This window comes from Polaromonas sp. OV174, assembly GCF_900112285.1.
In the GTDB taxonomy this organism is placed as follows: Bacteria; Pseudomonadota; Gammaproteobacteria; order Burkholderiales; family Burkholderiaceae_C; genus Polaromonas.
In genome coordinates, this window is record NZ_FOKZ01000002.1 from 21,887 (window position 1) to 40,138 (window position 18,252).

The 18,252-nt window shown below is 59.7% G+C and carries 16 protein-coding genes; 2 read left to right on the forward strand and 14 right to left on the reverse strand.

Annotated elements, in window-relative coordinates; all coding sequences use genetic code 11:
* Positions 1-52 precede the first annotated feature (52 nt).
* Both BM160_RS01850 and BM160_RS01855 read right to left on the reverse strand, forming a co-directional pair.
* Positions 53-1,570, reverse strand: coding sequence for an efflux transporter outer membrane subunit (locus BM160_RS01850; protein ID WP_092000400.1), 1,518 nt, complete (start codon positions 1,568-1,570; stop codon positions 53-55).
* Positions 1,571-1,662: 92 nt separating this feature from the next.
* The gene (locus BM160_RS01855) at positions 1,663-2,187 is read right to left on the reverse strand and encodes a MarR family winged helix-turn-helix transcriptional regulator (RefSeq protein WP_091999538.1); all 525 of its coding nucleotides are present in this window, start codon (positions 2,185-2,187) and stop codon (positions 1,663-1,665) included.
* A gap of 90 nt (positions 2,188-2,277) precedes the next feature.
* Here BM160_RS01855 and BM160_RS01860 point away from each other — a divergent pair, with 90 nt between their 5' ends.
* Both BM160_RS01860 and BM160_RS01865 read left to right on the forward strand, forming a co-directional pair.
* Positions 2,278-4,062 carry an ABC transporter transmembrane domain-containing protein gene (locus tag BM160_RS01860; protein WP_091999541.1) on the forward strand — a complete coding sequence of 595 codons (1,785 nt, stop codon included), beginning with the start codon at positions 2,278-2,280 and terminating at the stop codon, positions 4,060-4,062.
* Between the two features lie 129 nt (positions 4,063-4,191).
* Positions 4,192-5,502: a Glu/Leu/Phe/Val family dehydrogenase gene (locus BM160_RS01865; RefSeq protein ID WP_091999544.1), complete on the forward strand. Its 1,311-nt coding sequence runs from the start codon at positions 4,192-4,194 to the stop codon at positions 5,500-5,502.
* Between the two features lie 65 nt (positions 5,503-5,567).
* Here BM160_RS01865 and BM160_RS01870 read toward each other — a convergent pair whose 3' ends face one another.
* Genes BM160_RS01870 through nuoF form a run of 12 tightly spaced genes read right to left on the reverse strand, consistent with a single transcriptional unit; the run spans position 5,568 to position 18,252 of the window.
* Entirely contained in the window at positions 5,568-6,083 is a 516-nt protein-coding gene (locus tag BM160_RS01870) for a DUF1178 family protein (RefSeq protein WP_092000403.1), read from the reverse strand.
* Between the two features lie 22 nt (positions 6,084-6,105).
* Entirely contained in the window at positions 6,106-6,720 is a 615-nt protein-coding gene (locus BM160_RS01875) for an NUDIX domain-containing protein (protein WP_091999547.1), read from the reverse strand.
* On the reverse strand, positions 6,717-7,019 hold the full coding sequence (locus tag BM160_RS01880; protein WP_091999550.1) for a DUF2818 family protein: 303 nt from the start codon (positions 7,017-7,019) through the stop codon (positions 6,717-6,719). The genes BM160_RS01875 and BM160_RS01880 overlap by 4 nt, the downstream gene beginning before the upstream one ends.
* Before the next feature lie 7 nt (positions 7,020-7,026).
* The gene (gene nuoN / locus BM160_RS01885; protein WP_091999554.1) at positions 7,027-8,529 is read right to left on the reverse strand and encodes an NADH-quinone oxidoreductase subunit NuoN; all 1,503 of its coding nucleotides are present in this window, start codon (positions 8,527-8,529) and stop codon (positions 7,027-7,029) included.
* Between the two features lie 23 nt (positions 8,530-8,552).
* Complete coding sequence (locus BM160_RS01890) at positions 8,553-10,028, reverse strand: NADH-quinone oxidoreductase subunit M (protein ID WP_091999557.1); 1,476 nt, start codon at positions 10,026-10,028, stop codon at positions 8,553-8,555.
* Positions 10,029-10,058: 30 nt separating this feature from the next.
* The gene (gene nuoL, locus BM160_RS01895) at positions 10,059-12,095 is read right to left on the reverse strand and encodes an NADH-quinone oxidoreductase subunit L (RefSeq protein ID WP_091999559.1); all 2,037 of its coding nucleotides are present in this window, start codon (positions 12,093-12,095) and stop codon (positions 10,059-10,061) included.
* Positions 12,096-12,102: 7 nt separating this feature from the next.
* A complete protein-coding gene (gene nuoK / locus BM160_RS01900; RefSeq protein ID WP_091999563.1) occupies positions 12,103-12,411 on the reverse strand; it encodes an NADH-quinone oxidoreductase subunit NuoK in 309 nt (102 codons plus the stop codon).
* On the reverse strand, positions 12,408-13,052 hold the full coding sequence (locus BM160_RS01905) for an NADH-quinone oxidoreductase subunit J (RefSeq protein ID WP_091999567.1): 645 nt from the start codon (positions 13,050-13,052) through the stop codon (positions 12,408-12,410). The genes nuoK and BM160_RS01905 overlap by 4 nt, the downstream gene beginning before the upstream one ends.
* 44 nt (positions 13,053-13,096) lie before the next feature.
* Positions 13,097-13,594 carry an NADH-quinone oxidoreductase subunit NuoI gene (gene nuoI, locus BM160_RS01910; RefSeq protein ID WP_091999572.1) on the reverse strand — a complete coding sequence of 166 codons (498 nt, stop codon included), beginning with the start codon at positions 13,592-13,594 and terminating at the stop codon, positions 13,097-13,099.
* Between the two features lie 10 nt (positions 13,595-13,604).
* Positions 13,605-14,684 carry an NADH-quinone oxidoreductase subunit NuoH gene (nuoH, locus tag BM160_RS01915; protein ID WP_091999576.1) on the reverse strand — a complete coding sequence of 360 codons (1,080 nt, stop codon included), beginning with the start codon at positions 14,682-14,684 and terminating at the stop codon, positions 13,605-13,607.
* Positions 14,681-16,825, reverse strand: coding sequence for an NADH-quinone oxidoreductase subunit NuoG (nuoG, locus tag BM160_RS01920; RefSeq protein ID WP_091999580.1), 2,145 nt, complete (start codon positions 16,823-16,825; stop codon positions 14,681-14,683). Before nuoG ends, nuoH begins: the two co-directional genes overlap by 4 nt.
* A gap of 17 nt (positions 16,826-16,842) precedes the next feature.
* Entirely contained in the window at positions 16,843-18,252 is a 1,410-nt protein-coding gene (gene nuoF / locus BM160_RS01925; RefSeq protein ID WP_091999584.1) for an NADH-quinone oxidoreductase subunit NuoF, read from the reverse strand.

The following is an 18,252-nucleotide window of genomic DNA, read 5'->3' on the forward strand; positions in this document are numbered from 1 at the left end:
ATGTGTTTGTTGTGGTCGGGGAGTGAATGCAGGGGGCGGTCTTAAGCTGCCTTTAGTGGCTTGGCGCCGCAGAATTCAAGGGAAAAAGGCCTGTAGCCCTTGTACTTCCTGCGCTGGCAGCTACTTTTTCAGGAGCAGCCAGAGGCAAGGTGGCGGTCCCGGCCTGCGCCGTGTAGCCGCCGCCCAGCGCGCGAATCAGCGCCACCTGGGTGTCCAGGGCGCGACTGGCCAGGTCCACCGCCAGACGGCGCTGGGCCAGCACGCTGGTTTCAGCCGTCAGCACATTGAGGTAGTTGCCCAGGCCGGCCTGGTAGCGCTGCACGGCAATCTCATAAGCGCCCTCGGCGGCTTCCTGGGCCGCCACTTGCTGGGTTTGCTGGCGAACGATGGCTTGCGAGGATGCGACCTGGTCGGCCACGTCGCGCACGGCGTCAATCACGGCGGCGTTATAGCTTTCCACGGCGGCATCCAGATCGGCGGTTTTGCCGCGCAGATTGGCGCGCAGCCGGCCGGCATCGAAAATCGGCAGGCGCAAGGCCGGACCCACGCCCCACTGCTGGCTGCCCGTGTTCAGCAGCTGGCCCAGGCCTATGCTGGAAAAACCGGCAAAGGCGACCAGGTTGATGTTGGGATAGAACTGCATTTTGGCGTTCACCACGTCTTTGGCGGATGCCTCGACGCGCCAGCGCGCGGCGGCAATATCGGCGCGGCGGCCCAGCAAATCGGCCGGTAGGCTGCTGACGGAAGCGACGCTGTTGATGGCACTCAGCGCCGGCAGATTCTTGGCGACATCGCCATTGGGCTGACCCATCAAGGCGGCCAGCGCGTTGCGCGTCAGCGTCATCTGCTCCTGCAGGCTTTCCAGCTGCAGTCGCGCCTCGGGCAGGCCGCCCTCGCTTTGGCGCAATTCCAGCCGGGTATCCAGGCCGGCGCGCACGCGGTCTTGCACCAGCTTGAGGGTTTCCTCGCGCTGCGCCAGGGTACGGCGCGCCACCAGCGTCTGCTCATTCAGGCGCAGCAGCTGGAAATAGCTGCGCGCCACCTGGCTGGCCAGCAGCACGCGGGCGGCTTGGGCATCGGCCTCGGCGGCATGCACACTGCCCAGGGCGGCGTCCAGCGCGGCGCGGTTTTTTCCAAAAAAATCAAGCTCCCAGCTGGCGTTGAGCTGCGCCGTTCCGCTTTCCTGAATGGAGCCGGCCAGCGGCGGCGGCACCGCACCGTTGGCGGTGTAGCGCTGGCGCGTCAGGTCGAGCTGGCCGTTAAGCTGCGGCAGCGTCGCCGCGTTGGCCACTTCGGTCACGGCTTGCGCCCGCGCCAACCGGGCCTGCGCCAGCTTCAGGCTGGGGCTGCTTTGCAGCGCCTGGTCTATCAGGCCGTTGAGTTGCGCGTCGCCAAAGCCCTGCCACCAGTCGGCGGCAACAGACGCTTGCGGCTGCGCAGCCGCCTCGGTCTTCAGGCCCAGCGAGGGCGCATCGCGCAGGCTGGCCTGCGGCGCGATGCCCGACATGTCGGCGCAGCCGCTGACGATCAAGCCCACCGCCAGCAAGCTGGCCACGCTAACAAGAGTCATGCGGAACGAAGCACGCCACAGCGGCAGCGACTCTGGCGCGCGCCCGGCTGCTGCCATGGCGACTAGCGTTTGAGGGGTGTTGGTTTGATGGGTCATTTTTTTTCTGCCGAGGCTTGAAGGGTTTGCGCGGTTTCCAGCATGCGGCGCAAATAGCTTTTGAGGGTTTGCCATTCTTCGACCGAAAAACCGGCCAGGTGAGCGTTCTGCACGCGGCTGAGGATGGCGGGAATTTCTTTGGCGGCGTCGCGCCCCTCGGGCGTCAGTTCAAGATTGACGACACGCCTGTCCTCTGAGGAACGAATCCGGCGGCACAAGCCCTTGGCCTCCAGCCGGTCCAGCAGCCGGGTCATGGAGCCGGCATCGAGCTGGCATTCACGCGCCAGCTCGGCGACGGTGGAAGCACGACCCAGGTAGAGCTTGAGCATGGGCACCCATTGGGCATTGGTCAGGCCGCTGGGCTCAAGCTCTCTCGCCACCTGTTGCGCCACGCTGCTCAGGATCTGGCGCATCAGGTAGCCGGTGCTCTGACCCGCGTCGTAAGCGTCTGCGCAATAAAACTCGGGCAATCCGCAGGCGGAAACCTCCGTGGATTCTGGTGGGGTGAGCTTGGATTTCATGGGCGTCGATATTAACTGCCTAGACAATCATTGTCAAGGCTGTTTTTGCACAGGCAAACTCTCAGCCTGGTTTTTGACTAAACTCCCCGGATGGCAAGCACTTCAATTTCCTCAAGCCCCAAGGGCTCTCCCCGCTCACTCTCAGGCTTGCTGCCCTTTCTGCGGCCCTACCGGGGCCGGATTGCGCTGGCAATGCTGTTCCTGGTGATGGCGGCCGTCGCCACGCTGGTGTTTCCGCTGGCGCTGCGCGGCTTGATTGACGGCGGCCTGGGCGCTGCCGACAAGGGCGAAAAACTGCTGGCGTTGCGCCATCATTTTTTCGAGCTGTTCGGCGTGGCGGCGGCGCTTGGCCTGTTTTCGGCCGGCCGCTTTTACCTGGTGAGCTGGCTCGGCGAGCGGGTGACGGCCGATCTGCGCAACGCGGTGTATTCACATGTGCTGCGGCAAAGCCCGGAGTTTTTCGAGACCACGCAAACCGGCGAGGTCTTGAGCCGCCTGACCGGCGACACTACGCTGGTGCAAACCGTGGTCGGCTCGTCGCTGAGCATGGGCCTGCGCAACGCTGTGATGGGCGTGGGCGCGCTTGGCATGCTGGTGGTCACCAATCCCTATTTGATGGTGCAGGTGCTGGGCGGGCTGGTGTTGATCGTGGCGCCCTCGGTATGGTTTGGCCGGCGCGTGCGCAAACTCTCGCGCGCCAGCCAGGATCGCATCGCCGACTCCAGCGCGATTGCCGCCGAGGTGCTCAACGCCATTCCCGTGGTGCAAAGCTACACCGCCGAAGCCCGGGAGGCCGCGCGCTTTGACGCCTCGACGACCAATGCTTTCAACACCGCCGTGCGCCGCACCAAGGCGCGCTCGGTGCTGGTGGCCTTCATCATCATTGCCACCTCGGCGGCGCTGCTGTGGGGCTTGTACCAGGGCACGCAGGCGGTGATGCGCGGCGAGATCACGGCCGGTCACCTGGGGCAGACCGTGGTTTACGTGATCATTCTGGCCAGCGCCTCGGCGGTGCTGGGTGAGGTCTATGGCGACTTGCTGCGCGCCGCGGGCGCCACCGAGCGGTTGATGGAGCTGCTGGCCAGCCGCTCTCCCGTGGTTTCACCATCAAATCCGGTTCCAGCCCAGATAACACGGGCGGGAAGCGCTATTGAATTTGAAGCAGTGACGTTTCATTACCCGTCGCGCCCAACGCAGCCGGCCCTGATCGACTTCAGCTTGAACGTGCGGCCCGGAGAAACCGTCGCCATCGTCGGGCCCAGCGGCGCCGGCAAGAGCACCGTGTTCCAGCTCTTGCTGCGCTATTACGATCCGGGCTCGGGGCAGATAGCGCTGGACGGCGTGGTGACCCGCGACATGGCGCTGCAAGACCTGCGCCAGCGCATAGGCATCGTGCCGCAGGATGCGGTGATTTTCTCCACCAGCGCGCTGGAAAACATACGCTACGGCAAGCCCGAAGCCAGCGACGAGGAGGTCAGGGCCGCCGCGCAAGCAGCCTTTGCCCATGAATTCATCAGCGCCCTGCCTGAAGGCTATGCCACTTTTCTGGGCGAGCGCGGCGTGCGGCTTTCGGGTGGCCAGCGCCAGCGCATTGCGATTGCCCGCGCCATGCTGAAAAACCCACCGCTGCTGCTGCTGGATGAGGCCACCAGCGCGCTCGATGCCGAGAGCGAACGCATGGTGCAGGCGGCGCTGGAGTCGGCCATGAAGGGCCGCACCACGCTGGTGATTGCCCACCGCCTGGCCACCGTACAAAAGGCCGACCGCATTCTGGTGCTGGACCACGGCCGGCTGGTGGAACAGGGAACGCACACCGAGCTGGTCAATCGCGGTGGCATTTATGCCCGGCTGGCGGCGCTGCAGTTCGAGATCTGAAGGCCTCCGCTTACAGCGAAAATCCATGGTTATGCGTTAAATGCATAAAAACAAATCAAGCTAGCCTTGGACAGTTTGCGGGCAGAAGCCTAAGCTGCATACCTTGATTGTCCACAAGGAGTTTTATTCATGTCGCAAGCTTCCGGCCCCGCTGCCGCCCCAGGCTCCCATCCACTGCCCTCCTATCTTCAGGCCGACCAACTCGGGCCCTGGGGCAACTATCTGCAGCAAGTCGATCGGGTCATCCCGCACCTGGGCAGTCTGGCGCGCTGGGCCGAAACCCTGAAGCGCCCCAAACGAATCTTGGTTGTGGACGTGCCGATTCACATGGACGACGGCACCATCGCCCACTTTGAGGGCTACCGCGTGCAGCACAACGTCTCACGCGGCCCCGGCAAGGGCGGCGTGCGTTTTCACCAGGACGTGACGCTGTCGGAAGTGATGGCGCTGTCGGCCTGGATGTCGATCAAGAATGCCGCGGTCAACGTACCCTACGGCGGCGCCAAGGGCGGCATTCGCGTGGACCCGAAAAAGCTGTCGCGCGGCGAGCTCGAGCGCATGACGCGCCGCTACACCAGCGAGATTGGCATCATCATCGGCCCCAACAAGGACATTCCGGCGCCCGACGTCAACACCAATGAGCAGATCATGGCCTGGATGATGGACACCTATTCCATGAACACCGGCTCCACCTCCACCGGCGTGGTGACCGGCAAGCCGGTCGATCTGGGTGGTTCGCTGGGTCGGCGCGAAGCCACAGGCCGCGGCGTCTTCACCGTGGGCGTTGAAGCCGCCAAACACATTGGCATGGACGTCAGCACCGCACGAGTCGCGGTGCAGGGCTTTGGCAATGTCGGCGGCATCGCCGGCAAGCTGTTTGCCGAAACCGGCGCCCGCGTGGTCGCCGTGCAAGACCATGGAGGCAGCATTTACCGCGAAGCCGGGCTGGACGTTCCGGCCCTGCTCAGGCATGTGGCCGAAAACGGCAGCGTGAAGGGTTTTGCCGAGGCAGAAGTGATCGCCGATGACAAGTTCTGGGAAGTCGACTGCGACATCCTGATTCCCGCGGCGCTGGAGCAGCAAATCACCAAAGACAACGCCGGGCGCATCAAGGCGCGCATGATCATCGAAGGCGCCAACGGCCCGACCACGCCAGAAGCCGACGACATTTTGCAAGAGCGCAATGTGCTGGTGCTGCCGGACGTGATCGCCAACGCCGGTGGCGTTACGGTCAGCTATTTTGAATGGGTGCAGGACTTTTCCAGCTTTTTCTGGGACGAGGCCGAAATCAATGCGCGCCTGGTGCGCATCATGAAAGAGGCTTTTGCCGGCGTCTGGCAAGTCGCGCAAGATCACAAGGTCACCCTGCGCACCGCCACCTTTATCGTGGCTTGCAAGCGCATCTTGCATACCCGCGAACTGCGCGGCCTTTACCCTTGATGAGCCAACAGCCCAGCTTGGGCTGATGGTGTGAAAAAACAGGCTGCCACGGGCAGCCTGTTTTGTTATTGCAGGGTTTCCTTGAGGGCCGGCAGCATTGGCAAGGGCATGACCTCTATGCCTTCTTCCAGCAGTTCCACGGCCTCCCTGGCTGTGGTTTGGCCGCGAATACCGCGGGCCTCAAGCTCACCGTAATGCATGCGGCGTGCCTCCTCGGCAAAGCGCTCGCCAACGTCTTCGGTATTGGCCACGACCTGGCGCAAGGCAGCAAGAAAGGCGGCCTGCGCCGCAGGACTGGAGCCGCCCGAAGCAGCCATCACGGTATCGGTCACGGGTGCAGCAGGCGCTGGCGCGGCTGAACGCCTATCCAGGTCTTTCTGCTCATGCTTGCCTGTGCTGCCGGGATTTTGGTGATTGCCCAGATTGAGCCGAGGCGCGCTGGGCAATTTGTGAATGCCTTTGTCGGCGCACAAGGGGCATTCAATCAGGCCGCGCGCCAGCTGCGACTGAAAATCATCCTCGGACGCAAACCAGCCTTCAAACGAATGCTGGTGGGAACACTGAAGATTCAGAACTTTCATGACAGCATGATTGTCGCGCCAATTACGGCGCGGCGACCTGCCAGTCAAGCTGCCAGGCGCCCGACATCACGTTTTGCAGCCACAGCGCGCCAGTCAAAGTCTTGGAGTCAGTCACCCGGCCGCTGCCACACCAGGCCAGCAGTTCAGCCGGACTGGCGGCGAACACGTCCAGGAACTCGCCGGCATCCAGCTTGCGCTCGCCCAGCGTCAGGCCGCGCGCAAACCAGATATCTATAAATTCGGTGGAGTAGGAAATCACCGGATGCAGCACGCCGGCCTTGGCCCATTCGCGTGCGCTATAGCCGGTTTCTTCCAGCAGTTCGCGTTGCGCGCAGGCCAGCGAAGCCTCGCCAGCATCCAGCTTGCCGGCCGGAAACTCGATCATGACGGCTTGCACCGGATAGCGGTATTGGCGTTCCAGCACCAGCCGACCATCGTCGAGCTGGGCCACGATCATGACCGCGCCCGGGTGAATCACATATTCGCGCGTGGCCTGGCTGCCATCGGGCAAGCCCACGGTATCGCGCCAAACATGAAGGAAATGTCCCTTCAGCAGCGCTTCGGAGCTGACACGGGTTTCAAGCAAATGGCCGTCGGCCAGGCTCTCTTCCCCGTCAGAAGCGCACACTGGCTTCATGCCCGGGGCTTGAACAGATAACGGTAGGTGAAACCAGGAAAGGCAAAGGTCAGGAACAGCGTGCCGGTGATGGCATAAAACTCCCAACCCTGAGGGGCGATTTGCCCGAGGCTGCGCTCAAGGTAAAGCCCAATCCCGCCGACCACAAAATACCAGACGACCAGCTCGACCAGCCGCAGCGCCAAATTCTTGGGCTTGTTGAGTGCCACGACGACGAAAAGGCGGTTGCTGATAAAGGGCAGATTGGCGGCCAGCAAGGCCAGCAACACCACCAGCCACACGAAACCAGTCTGAGTCATAGGACGCTTAGCTTCCCAGAGACTTGACGATGCTGCTGATGGCTTGCGCACACAGGGTCATCAGGCCGCCAGGCGCAATGCCAAGAATCAGCAGCAGCGCGCCATTGACGCTCAGCACGACCTTGACGTCTGCCGGTGCCGAGATCGGCTGGGCATTATGGCTATGTGGCGCATCGAAATACATCACCTTGATCACGCGCAGGTAGTAGAAGGCGCCAATCAGCGACATCAAGACCGCAAAAACGGCAAGAACGATGTAACTGGTTTGCTGCGAAGAAATCAAGGCCTGCAGCACCGACAACTTGGCATAGAAACCCACCAAGGGCGGCAAGCCGGCCAGCGAGAACATGGCCATGGCCATGACGCCGGCATACAGCGGGCTGCGCTGATTGAGGCCGGCCAGGTCGGTGATCTCTTCGGACTCATGCCCTGCACGAGCCAGCAGCAAAATGATGCCAAAGGCAGCCAGTGTGGTCAGCACATAGGTCAGGGCGTAGAACATCGCCGCGCCGTAGGCCGATTCGGTATTGAGCTGATTGCCGTTGACGACACCGGCCAGCAGGCCAAGCAGCAGGAAGCCCATTTGCGAAATCGTTGAGAACGCCAGCATGCGCTTGAGGTTGGACTGGGCCACCGCCGCCAGATTACCGACCAGCAGAGAGCCAATGGCCATCAGCGCCAGCATCTGCTGCCAGTCAATCGCCAGCGGCAGCATGCCTTCAACCAGCAAGCGAATGCAAATCGCAAAGGCGGCCAGTTGTGGTGCACCGCCAATCAGCAGCGTAACGGCCGTAGGCGCGCCCTGGTAGACGTCGGGCAACCACATGTGAAAAGGCACGGCACCCAGTTTGAAGGCCAGGCCGGCGACGATGAACACCAGACCAAACACCAGCACCTGATGCTTGACCTGACGGCTGGCAATGGCGTTGAACACTTCATTGATATCCAGGGAGCCGGTCGCGCCGTAGAGCATGGACAAGCCATAAAGCAAGAAGCCGGAGGCCAGCGCACCCAGCACAAAGTACTTCATGGCCGCTTCCGTTGCGGTAGCGTTGTCACGGCGCAAGGCCACCAGTGCGTAACTGGACAGCGTCAGCAATTCCAGGCCCATGTAGAGCACCAGGAAGTTGTGACCTGAAATCATCACGAACATGCCCAGCAAGGCAAACAGGCTCAGGGTGAAGAACTCACCGCCGCGCAACATGTCCCGATCGGCCGCATAAGGCCGGCCATACACCAGCGTGACCATCAGGGCGATGCTGGAAAAACATTTGAGCCAGCTGCCCATGGGGTCGACGACAACCATGTTGCCAAAGCCATAAAAGGTCTTGTCGCCCAGCGCATAGCAGGCTTCCAGAGCAGCTACTGCGGCCAGGGTCAGCAGGGACAGCACATAAGTGCTGGTACGGCGCGGCGTTTTCACGCTCAAATCCGTGAGCGCAATGACGCAGGCCATCACCAATAGGACGATCTCGGGGAAAACCGCGATCCAACTGAGTTTGTCAATCATCTGAATTCTTTGGATAGGTTGCGTCAGTTCAGTTTCGAGATGGCCATGTGCTTGAGCAAGTCAGCCACCGAGGTGTCCATCACGTCGGTAAATGGCTTGGGATAAATGCCCATGTACAAGACGGCAATGGCCAGCAAGGCAAGTGTCAGGAACTCGCGGGCGTTGATGTCTTTCAGCGCCTTGACCTCGTCATTGGCCACCGGACCCAGATAGACCCGTTTGTACATCCACAAGGTGTAGGCGGCGCCAAAAATCAGTGCCGTGGCGGCGCCAAGACCGATCCAGAAATTGAATTTCACGCCACCCAGAATCACCATCCATTCGCCGACAAAACCGGCGGTTGCTGGCAAACCGCAATTGGCCATGGCAAACAGCAGGGCAAAGGCGGCAAACTTGGGCATGGTGTTGACCACGCCACCGTAACTGGCGATTTCGCGTGAGTGAACACGGTCGTAAAGCACGCCAATGCACAGGAACATGGCCGCGGAGACAAAGCCGTGGGCAATCATTTGCACGATACCGCCCGAAACGCCTAGGTCATTGAAGATGAAGAAGCCCAGCGTCACAAAACCCATGTGTGCCACCGAGGAATAGGCCACCAGTTTCTTCATGTCCTGCTGCACCAGCGCGACCATGCCCACATAGATCACGGCGATCAGCGACAGGGCAATCATCAGCCAGGCCCATTCATGGGAAGCATCCGGGGCAATCGGCATCGAGAAGCGCAGGAAACCGTAAGCCCCAAGCTTGAGCATGATGGCGGCCAGCACGGCAGAGCCGCCGGTAGGCGCTTCCACGTGCACGTCGGGCAGCCAGGTGTGGACCGGCCACATCGGCACCTTGACGGCAAAGGCCGCAAAGAAGGCAAAGAACAACAAGGTTTGCACCGTGCCGCCCAAAGGCAGTTTATGCCAGCTCAGAATGTCAAAACTGCCACCCGACTTGTTGTACAGGAAGATCAGCGCCACCAGCAGCATCAATGAGCCCAGCAAGGTGTAGAGGAAAAACTTGAAGGCCGCGTAAATTTTGTTAGGCCCGCCCCAGATACCAATGATCAGGTACATCGGAATCAGCGTGGCCTCGAAGAACACGTAGAACAAAATACCGTCCAGCGCACTGAACACACCAATCATCAGACCGCTGAGGATCAGGAAGGAGGCCATGTACTGGTTGACACGCGTGGTGATCGATTCCCAGCTGGCAATGATGACCACCACGTTGATAAAGGCCGTCAGCAACACGAACCACAGCGAGATGCCATCCACGCCGAGGTGGTAATTGACATTGAAACGCTGGATCCAGCTGCTTTTCTCGACAAACTGCATGGCCGAGGTGCCCAGCTGAAAGCCGTCATACAAGGGCAAGGTCACCAGCAAGCTGACGACAGCACCCACCAGAGCGATCCAGCGCACGCTGCGTGCCTGTTCGTCCCGGCCCAGGGCCAATAAAACCACGCCAAAAATAATCGGCGTCCATATGGCAAGGCTCAACAATCCCATTTTTGCTCTTCCTTCTTCTTGTAGATTGTTTTAGCGATTGAGCCAGACGAAATACGTCATCAAAACAAACACGCCGATGATCATGCCGAAAGCATAGTGATAGATATAGCCCGACTGCAGACGACGAACGATGCTGGAGATCCAGCCCACCAGCTTCCAGGAGCCATTAACCAAGGCACCGTCGATCAATTTCTGATCGCCACCCTTCCACAGAAGCGTACCCAGAGCGCGCGTGCCGCGGGCCAGCACGTTCTCATTGAACCAGTCGAGGTAGTACTTGTTCTCCAGCAGCGTGTAAAGAGGCTGCGCCATGCGTTTGATAGCCGCAGGCAGCGCCGGGTTGACCATGTACATGTAGTACGAAACGGCGACTCCAGCCAGCGCCAGCCAGAAAGGCGCCGTCGACAAGCCGTGCAAGGCCATCTGGACCGGGCCATGGAAAGCCTTGGCCAGCTCTTCCATGGCGGGATGGCGCTCAAGATTGACGAAGATGGCGTCTTTGAAAAACTCGCCGAACAGCATGGGCTGAATCGTCATGAAACCAATGAGCACAGAGGGAATGGCCAGCAGTATCAGAGGCACCGTCACCACCCATGGCGACTCGTGCGGTGGCTGATGATCATCATGGTGATGATGAGGATCGGGCTCTTCACTTGCATCGTGGTGATGCGCGTCAGGATTGTCGTCAAATCGCTCCTTGCCGTGAAAGACCAGGAAGTACAGACGGAATGAATAAAACGCCGTGACGAAAACACCCGCCAATACCGCGAAATGTGCAAAGCCGCTGCCCCACAAATGACTCTCGGCCACTGCTTCAATGATGCTGTCCTTGGAATAAAAACCAGCGAACAGCGGCGTGCCCATCAGCGCCAAAGAGCCCAGCAGGAAAGTAATCCAGGTGATAGGCATGTACTTGCGCACGCCGCCCATCCAGCGGATGTCCTGATTGTGGTGCATGCCGATGATGACCGAGCCGGCACCCAGAAACAGCAGCGCCTTGAAAAAAGCATGCGTCATCAGGTGAAAGACAGCCACGGAGTAGGCAGATGCGCCCAGCGCAACCGTCATGTAGCCCAGCTGCGACAAGGTGGAGTAAGCAATCACGCGCTTGATGTCGTTCTGGATGATGCCGAGAAAACCCATGAACAGCGCCGTGATGGCGCCTATCACCATGATGAAGCTCAGGGCCGTGTCACTCAGCTCAAACAGCGGCGACATACGCGCCACCATGAAGATGCCGGCGGTCACCATGGTCGCCGCATGAATCAACGCAGAAATGGGGGTCGGGCCTTCCATGGAATCGGGCAACCACACATGCAGCGGAAACTGGGCCGACTTGCCCATGGCGCCAATGAACAGGCAAATGCAGATCACCGTCACCAGCATCCAGCCGGTGCCGGGGAAAGCCAGTTTGGACAGTTCGTCCGCCTTGGCAAAGGCTTCGCCGTAATTGAGCGTACCGGCGTAAGCGGCGATCAGGCCAATGCCAAGGATGAAGCCAAAGTCGCCCACCCGGTTGACCAGAAAGGCCTTCATGTTGGCGAAAATCGCCGTAGGCTTGTTGAACCAGAAACCGATCAGCAGATAGGACACTAGGCCAACCGCTTCCCAACCAAAGAACAACTGCAGCATGTTGTTGCTCATCACCAGCATCAGCATGGAGAAGGTAAACAGCGAGATGTAGGCGAAGAAACGGTTATAGCCTTCGTCTTCCTCCATATAGCCAATGGTGTAGATATGCACCATCAGCGACACGAAGGTGACCACGCACATCATCATGGCGGTCAGGCCATCGACCAGAAAACCGACTTCCATTTTCAAACCGCCCACCACCATCCAGGTGTAAAGCGTTTCGTTGAAGCGCGCGCCATCCACCACGACACTTTGCAGCGTCATGGCCGAGATGATGAAAGCCACCAGCACACCCAGAATGGTGAGGGAGTGCGACAGGCGTTTACCTATCCAGTTGCCACCAAACGATGTGCCGAGAATACCGGCAAGCAGTGCGCCGGCCAGTGGGGCCAGCGGAACGGCCAGCAGGGCCGAGGCAGAAAGGGTTTGACTCATCTTTTTATTAACCCTGGAGCGTGTTGAGTTCGTCGACGTTGATGCTGGACTTGTTACGGAACAGCAGCACCAAAATGGCCAGTCCAATAGCGGACTCGGCCGCCGCGACGGTCAGGATGAAGAACACAAATACCTGACCAGCCATATCGTTCAGATAGTAGGAAAAGGCCACGAAATTCATGTTGACTGCCAGCAGCATGAGTTCAATCGCCATGAGCAGGACAATCAGATTTTTTCGGTTTAGAAAAATCCCGATGATGGACAAGGCAAAAAGCATGGCGCCCAGCGAAAGAAAATGACCCAGCGTGAGCATCATGCTTGTTTCTCCTCGACCGAAGCCACTGCCACGGGTGCTGCGACCACTGATTTCATCTTGACCAGGCGGACACGATCTGCCGCCTTGACTCGGACCTGATCTGCAGGGTTGACACTCTTGGAGTCCTTGCGTTGACGCAGGGTCAGCGCGATAGCGGCAATGATGGCCACCAGCAGAATCACGGCCGCAATTTCAAGCGGATATACATACTCGGAGTAAAGCAGCTTGCCCAACTCCTTGGTATTGGAAACCTGCTCGCCCAATGAGCCGGCTGCCGAAGCCAGCTTGGGCGGCTCACGAAAGCCGCCCATCAGCACATAGGACATTTCCAGCGCAATGATGGCGCCCACAGAACCGGCCAGCGGAAAATGTTTCCAGAAGCCCTTGCGCACACTGTCCATATTGATGTCCAGCATCATCACCACAAAGAGAAACAGCACCATCACCGCGCCCACGTAGACCAACACCAGCGTGATGGCCAGAAACTCGGCTTTAAGCAAGATCCAGACGGCGGCCGCCTGGAAAAATGCCAGCACCAGGAAAAGCGCGGCATGCACCGGATTACGTGCCGTGATCACCCGGAAGGCTGCAAACAGCAGCACCGCGGCGAAGACATAAAAAAGACCTGTTTTAGCGTCCATATCGTGGTGGATTCTTTCTTGTGCGAACTACTTGGCGGCGAGGATCAACGGTATTTGGCGTCTGCCGCGCGGTTGGCGGCAATCTCGCCCTCATAACGGTCGCCGACCGCCAGCAGCATTTCTTTGGTGAAATACAGGTCGCCACGTTTTTCACCGTGGTATTCGAAAATATGGGTTTCGACGATCGAATCGACCGGGCAACTCTCTTCGCAAAAACCGCAAAAAATGCACTTGGTCAAGTCAATGTCATAGCGCGAGGTGCGACGGCTGCCGTCCTCTCGTACATCAGACTCGATGGTGATGGCCATGGCCGGGCACACCGCCTCGCAGAGCTTGCAGGCAATGCAGCGCTCTTCGCCATTCTCATAGCGACGCAATGCATGCAGCCCTCGAAAGCGCGGGCTGAGCGGTGTTTTTTCTTCGGGAAACTGAACCGTGATCTTGCGGCTGAACATGTACTTGCCGGTCAGGGCCATGCCCTTGAACAGCTCGGTCAACATGAAGCTAGAAACAAAATCCTTGACGGAGGCAACTGCAGACATGACTTTTCGCCTATTTCCAGATGTTGTATGAGGTCTGCATCCAGGCCCCGACGACGACCAGCCAGACCAGGGTCACGGGGATGAATATCTTCCAGCCCAGACGCATGATTTGGTCGTAACGGAAGCGCGGGAAGGTGGCGCGCACCCACAGAAAGGTCGTAACGACCACAAAGGTCTTGATGCCCAGCCAGATCCAGCCGGGAATCCAGTTGAACAGTGCGCTGTCAATCGGAGACAGCCAGCCACCCAGGAACAGGAGAACGCACAGCACCGACATCAAAATCATGTTGGCGTACTCGGCCAGGAAGAACATGGCAAAGGACATGCCGGAGTACTCGACCATGTGGCCGGCTACGATCTCGGACTCACCCTCCACCACGTCGAACGGGTGGCGATTGGTTTCGGCGAGGCTGGAGATGAAATACACCACAAAAATTGGCAACAGGGGCAGCCAGTTCCAGGACAGGAAATTCAGCCCCTTGTCAGCGGCCATGCCGCTGGCCTGACCCATGACGATATCGGTCATATTCAGGCTACCCGACACCATGAGCACCACCACCAGGCAAAAGCCCATGGCAATTTCGTAACTCACCATCTGAGCCGAGGCCCGCATGGCACCCAAAAAGGCGTACTTGGAATTCGAGGCCCAGCCGGCGATGATGACGCCGTAGACTTCCATCGAGGTGATGGCCATCAGGAACAACAGACCAGCGTTAAGGTTGGACAGCGCCACTTCAGGTCCAAAAGGAATCACCGCCCAGGCCGCCAGGGCCGGCATGATGGTCATGATGGGACCCAGCACGAACAAACCCTTGCTGGCGGCCGTAGGAATGATGATTTCCTTGGTCAGCAGTTTGAGTGCATCGGCAATCGGCTGTAGCAAACCAGAAGGACCAATGCGATTGGGGCCCAAGCGGATCTGCGTAAAGCCAATGGCCTTGCGTTCCCACAGCGTGAGGTAGGCGACGCAACCCATCAGCGGCAGCAGCACGCAGACGATCTTGATGAGAACCCACAGCACCGGCCAGACCGTTGCCGGCCAGATACCGCCCATCAAACCCTGGCCGAAAGCGTAAATCGTATCAATCATGCGGCCACTCCTTCGAGGCTTGCAGCTTGCCGGGCATCTGCCGTCAACTGCAGCGATGTCGCACGCCTGACCAGACCGTCGAGCTGGTAAATACTGGCCACGGCGGGTGCCGGACCGGCCTGGGCAGACAACACGATGGTGGCCTGGCTCGCATTGCTCAAACGGTCTGCCGGCACTTGAGCCGCATCCGCGCCCGGGATCTGCTTGAGCACGTCCTGTGAGGATTCGAAATCAAAACCGGGCAAGTCCAGCAGATTGGCCAGAACGCGCAAGACCTTCCAGGCCGGCCGCGTCTCTGCCAATGGTTTGACGACCGCATGAAAGCCCTGAACGCGGCCTTCTGCATTGACAAACGTGCCAGAAGTTTCGGAAAAGGGAGCGATGGGCAAGAGCACATCGCTAAAACTCATATTGGCCTTGAAGGGGCTCAGGGTGACGACCATCTGGGCGGCATTGAGCGAAGTCTTGGCCTTGGCACCTGGTGCCGAATCAAACTCGGGCTCATTATTCAGCAGGATGACTGCTTTCAGTTTGCCATCCAGCATCTGGCCGGCGTTCAAGCCCTTGTCGCCCGGCAAGGCACCGGCCAATTGCGCGCCTACGGTGTTGGCGGCTTCGGTCAGATAACCCACGGAGGCACCGGTTTGCGCACCAATCCAGTTGGCCAGAGCCAGCAGGCTGGATGCATTGGCGTGGTGAGCTGCGGCATTGCCCAGCAAGATGGCTTTGCGCTCACCGCCCAGCAGTGAAGTGGCAATCGCCTTGGCTGCATTGCTGGCCTGCCCCGTTGCCGGTGCGGACACGCCCTTCTCTGCCGCAATCGCTACGGCCACATCGGCCAGCATTTGCGCCCAGGCTTCGGGTGCTGCCAGCAAGGTGTTGGCAACCGGCATCGCCCACGCGTCTGCGGAGCTCAATTCAACTACTGAATTGATAGCATTCAGCGCACAGCCCTTCCGGACAGACTGCCGAATTCGTTGCGCAAACAGCGGATGGTCCTTGCGCAGATTGGAACCAACTATCAGTACGCGCTGCAGTTGTGACAGCGAGGCAATGGAAGTGCCCAACCAGCGCACAGCGGTCGAATTGGCAAACTCGGCGTTGCGCAGGCGGTAGTCGATGTTCTCGCTGCCCAGGCCGCGCATCAGGGCGCCTGCCAGGTGCAACTCTTCCAGCGTACTATGCGGACTGACCAAGGTACCCACGCTGTCGGCACCGTGATCGGCCTTGATCTGCTTCAGGCCATTGGCGACATATTCGAGCGCGGTTTGCCAGTCGACGGTTTTCCACTCGCCGCCCTGCTTGAGCATGGGATTTAGCAGGCGCTCATCGCTATTCAGCGCTTCGTAAGAGAAGCGGTCGCGGTCAGCGATCCAGCATTCGTTGACGTCTTCGTTTTCCAACGGCACCACGCGCATGACCTTGTTGTTCTTGACCTGGACAATCAGGTTGGCACCGGTCGAATCGTGCGGGCTGACCGATTTGCGGCGCGACAGCTCCCAGGTACGGGCGCTGTAGCGGAAAGGCTTGCTGGTCAGTGCTCCGACCGGGCAGATGTCGATCATGTTGCCCGACAGTTCGGAGTCCACCGACATGCCAACAAAGGTCTCAATCTCGGCATGTTCGCCGCGGTGCGACATGCCCAACTCCATCACGCCAGCGACTTCCTGGCCGAAGCGGACGCAACGAGTGCAGTGAATGCAGCGGCTCATTTCCTCCATGGAAATCAGTGGGCCGACGTCCTTGTGGAACACGACACGCTTTTCTTCTTCGTAGCGGGATTCGCCAGCACCATAACCCACGGCCAGATCCTGCAACTGACACTCGCCACCTTGATCGCAAATCGGGCAATCCAGCGGATGATTGATGAGCAGGAACTCCATCACGCCCTTTTGGGCCTTGATGGCTTTGTCATTCTTGGTGCGCACGATCATGCCCTGCGTCACAGGCGTGGCGCAGGCCGGCATGGGCTTGGGCGCCTTTTCCACATCCACGAGGCACATGCGGCAGTTGGCCGCAATGCTCAGCTTCTTGTGGTAACAAAAATGCGGAATATAGGTGCCGGCCTTTTCGGCCGCATGCATCACCGTGCTGCCTTCGAGCACTTCCACCTTTTGGCCGTCGAGTTCTATTTCAACCATATGTTTCTTTTCGCCCTTCAAGCCTGCGTGGCCACGTGCCCAGCGGCCTGCGAAGCTGAGGCTTGAGGAATGTTTTTCTGGATCATGGCTTCAAACTCATGACGGTAGTGCTTGATCATGGCCCGCACCGGCATGGCCGCTGCATCGCCCAGCGCGCAAATCGTGCGGCCCTGGATGTTGTCGGCCACAGAGTTCAGCAAGTCCATATCGTTGGCCCGCCCTTCGCCTTTGTGAATGCGATCCACGACACGCCACAACCAGCCTGTTCCTTCACGGCAAGGCGTGCACTGACCGCAGGACTCGTGCATGTAAAAGTAGGAGAGGCGCTTGAGCGACTCGACCATGCAACGGGTGTCGTCCATCACGATCACGGCCCCCGAGCCCAGCATGGAGCCGGCCTTGGCGATCGAGTCGTAGTCCATGGTGCAGTCCATCATGATGGCGGCCGGCAACACGGGCGACGACGAGCCGCCGGGAATGACGGCCTTGAGCGTGCGCCCCTTGCGAACACCACCAGCGAGCTCCAGCAACTTGGCAAACGGCGTGCCCATGGGCACTTCATAGTTGCCCGGCAACTCAACGTCGCCAGAAACCGAATAAATCTTGGTGCCACCGTTATTGGGCTTGCCGCATTCCAGATAGGCCTGGCCACCGTTGCGGATGATCCAGGGCACGGCGGCAAAGGTTTCGGTGTTATTGATGGTGGTGGGCTTGCCGTACAGGCCAAAGCTTGCCGGAAATGGCGGCTTGAAGCGCGGCTGGCCTTTTTTGCCTTCCAGCGACTCCAGCAAACCGGTCTCTTCACCGCAAATGTAAGCGCCAAAACCGTGCGCCGCATGCAACTGGAACGTGAAACCACTGCCCAGAATGTTGTCGCCGAGCAGACCGGCGGCACGCGCCTCATCCAGTGCGGCTTCAAAGCGCTGATAGGTGGCGAAGATTTCGCCGTGAATGTAGTTGTAACCCACGCTGATGCCCATGGCATAAGCCGCAATCGCCATACCCTCGATCACGCTGTGCGGGTTGTACTGCATGATGTCGCGGTCCTTGCAGGTGCCCGGCTCGCCTTCATCGGAGTTGCAGACCAGGTATTTTTGGCCTGGGAACTGGCGCGGCATGAAGCTCCACTTCAAGCCGGTCGGAAAACCCGCACCGCCACGGCCGCGCAAGCCGCCGGCTTTGACCTCGGCAATCACCTGGTCAGGCGTCATGCCTTCGCCGCCGTCTTGGCCCAGGATCTTGCGCAGGGCCTGGTAGCCACCACGGGCTTGATAGTCCGCTAGGTGCCAGTTGCTGCCATCCAGATTGGCGAGGATTTGGGGACTAATGTGCCGGCCGTGAAAGCAGGTCTGCACCCCGGTGGCGGCAAATTGCGACAGCACGCCCTGCGCTGCTGCGTTGTGATTGGATTGCGATGCGAGCGTCAT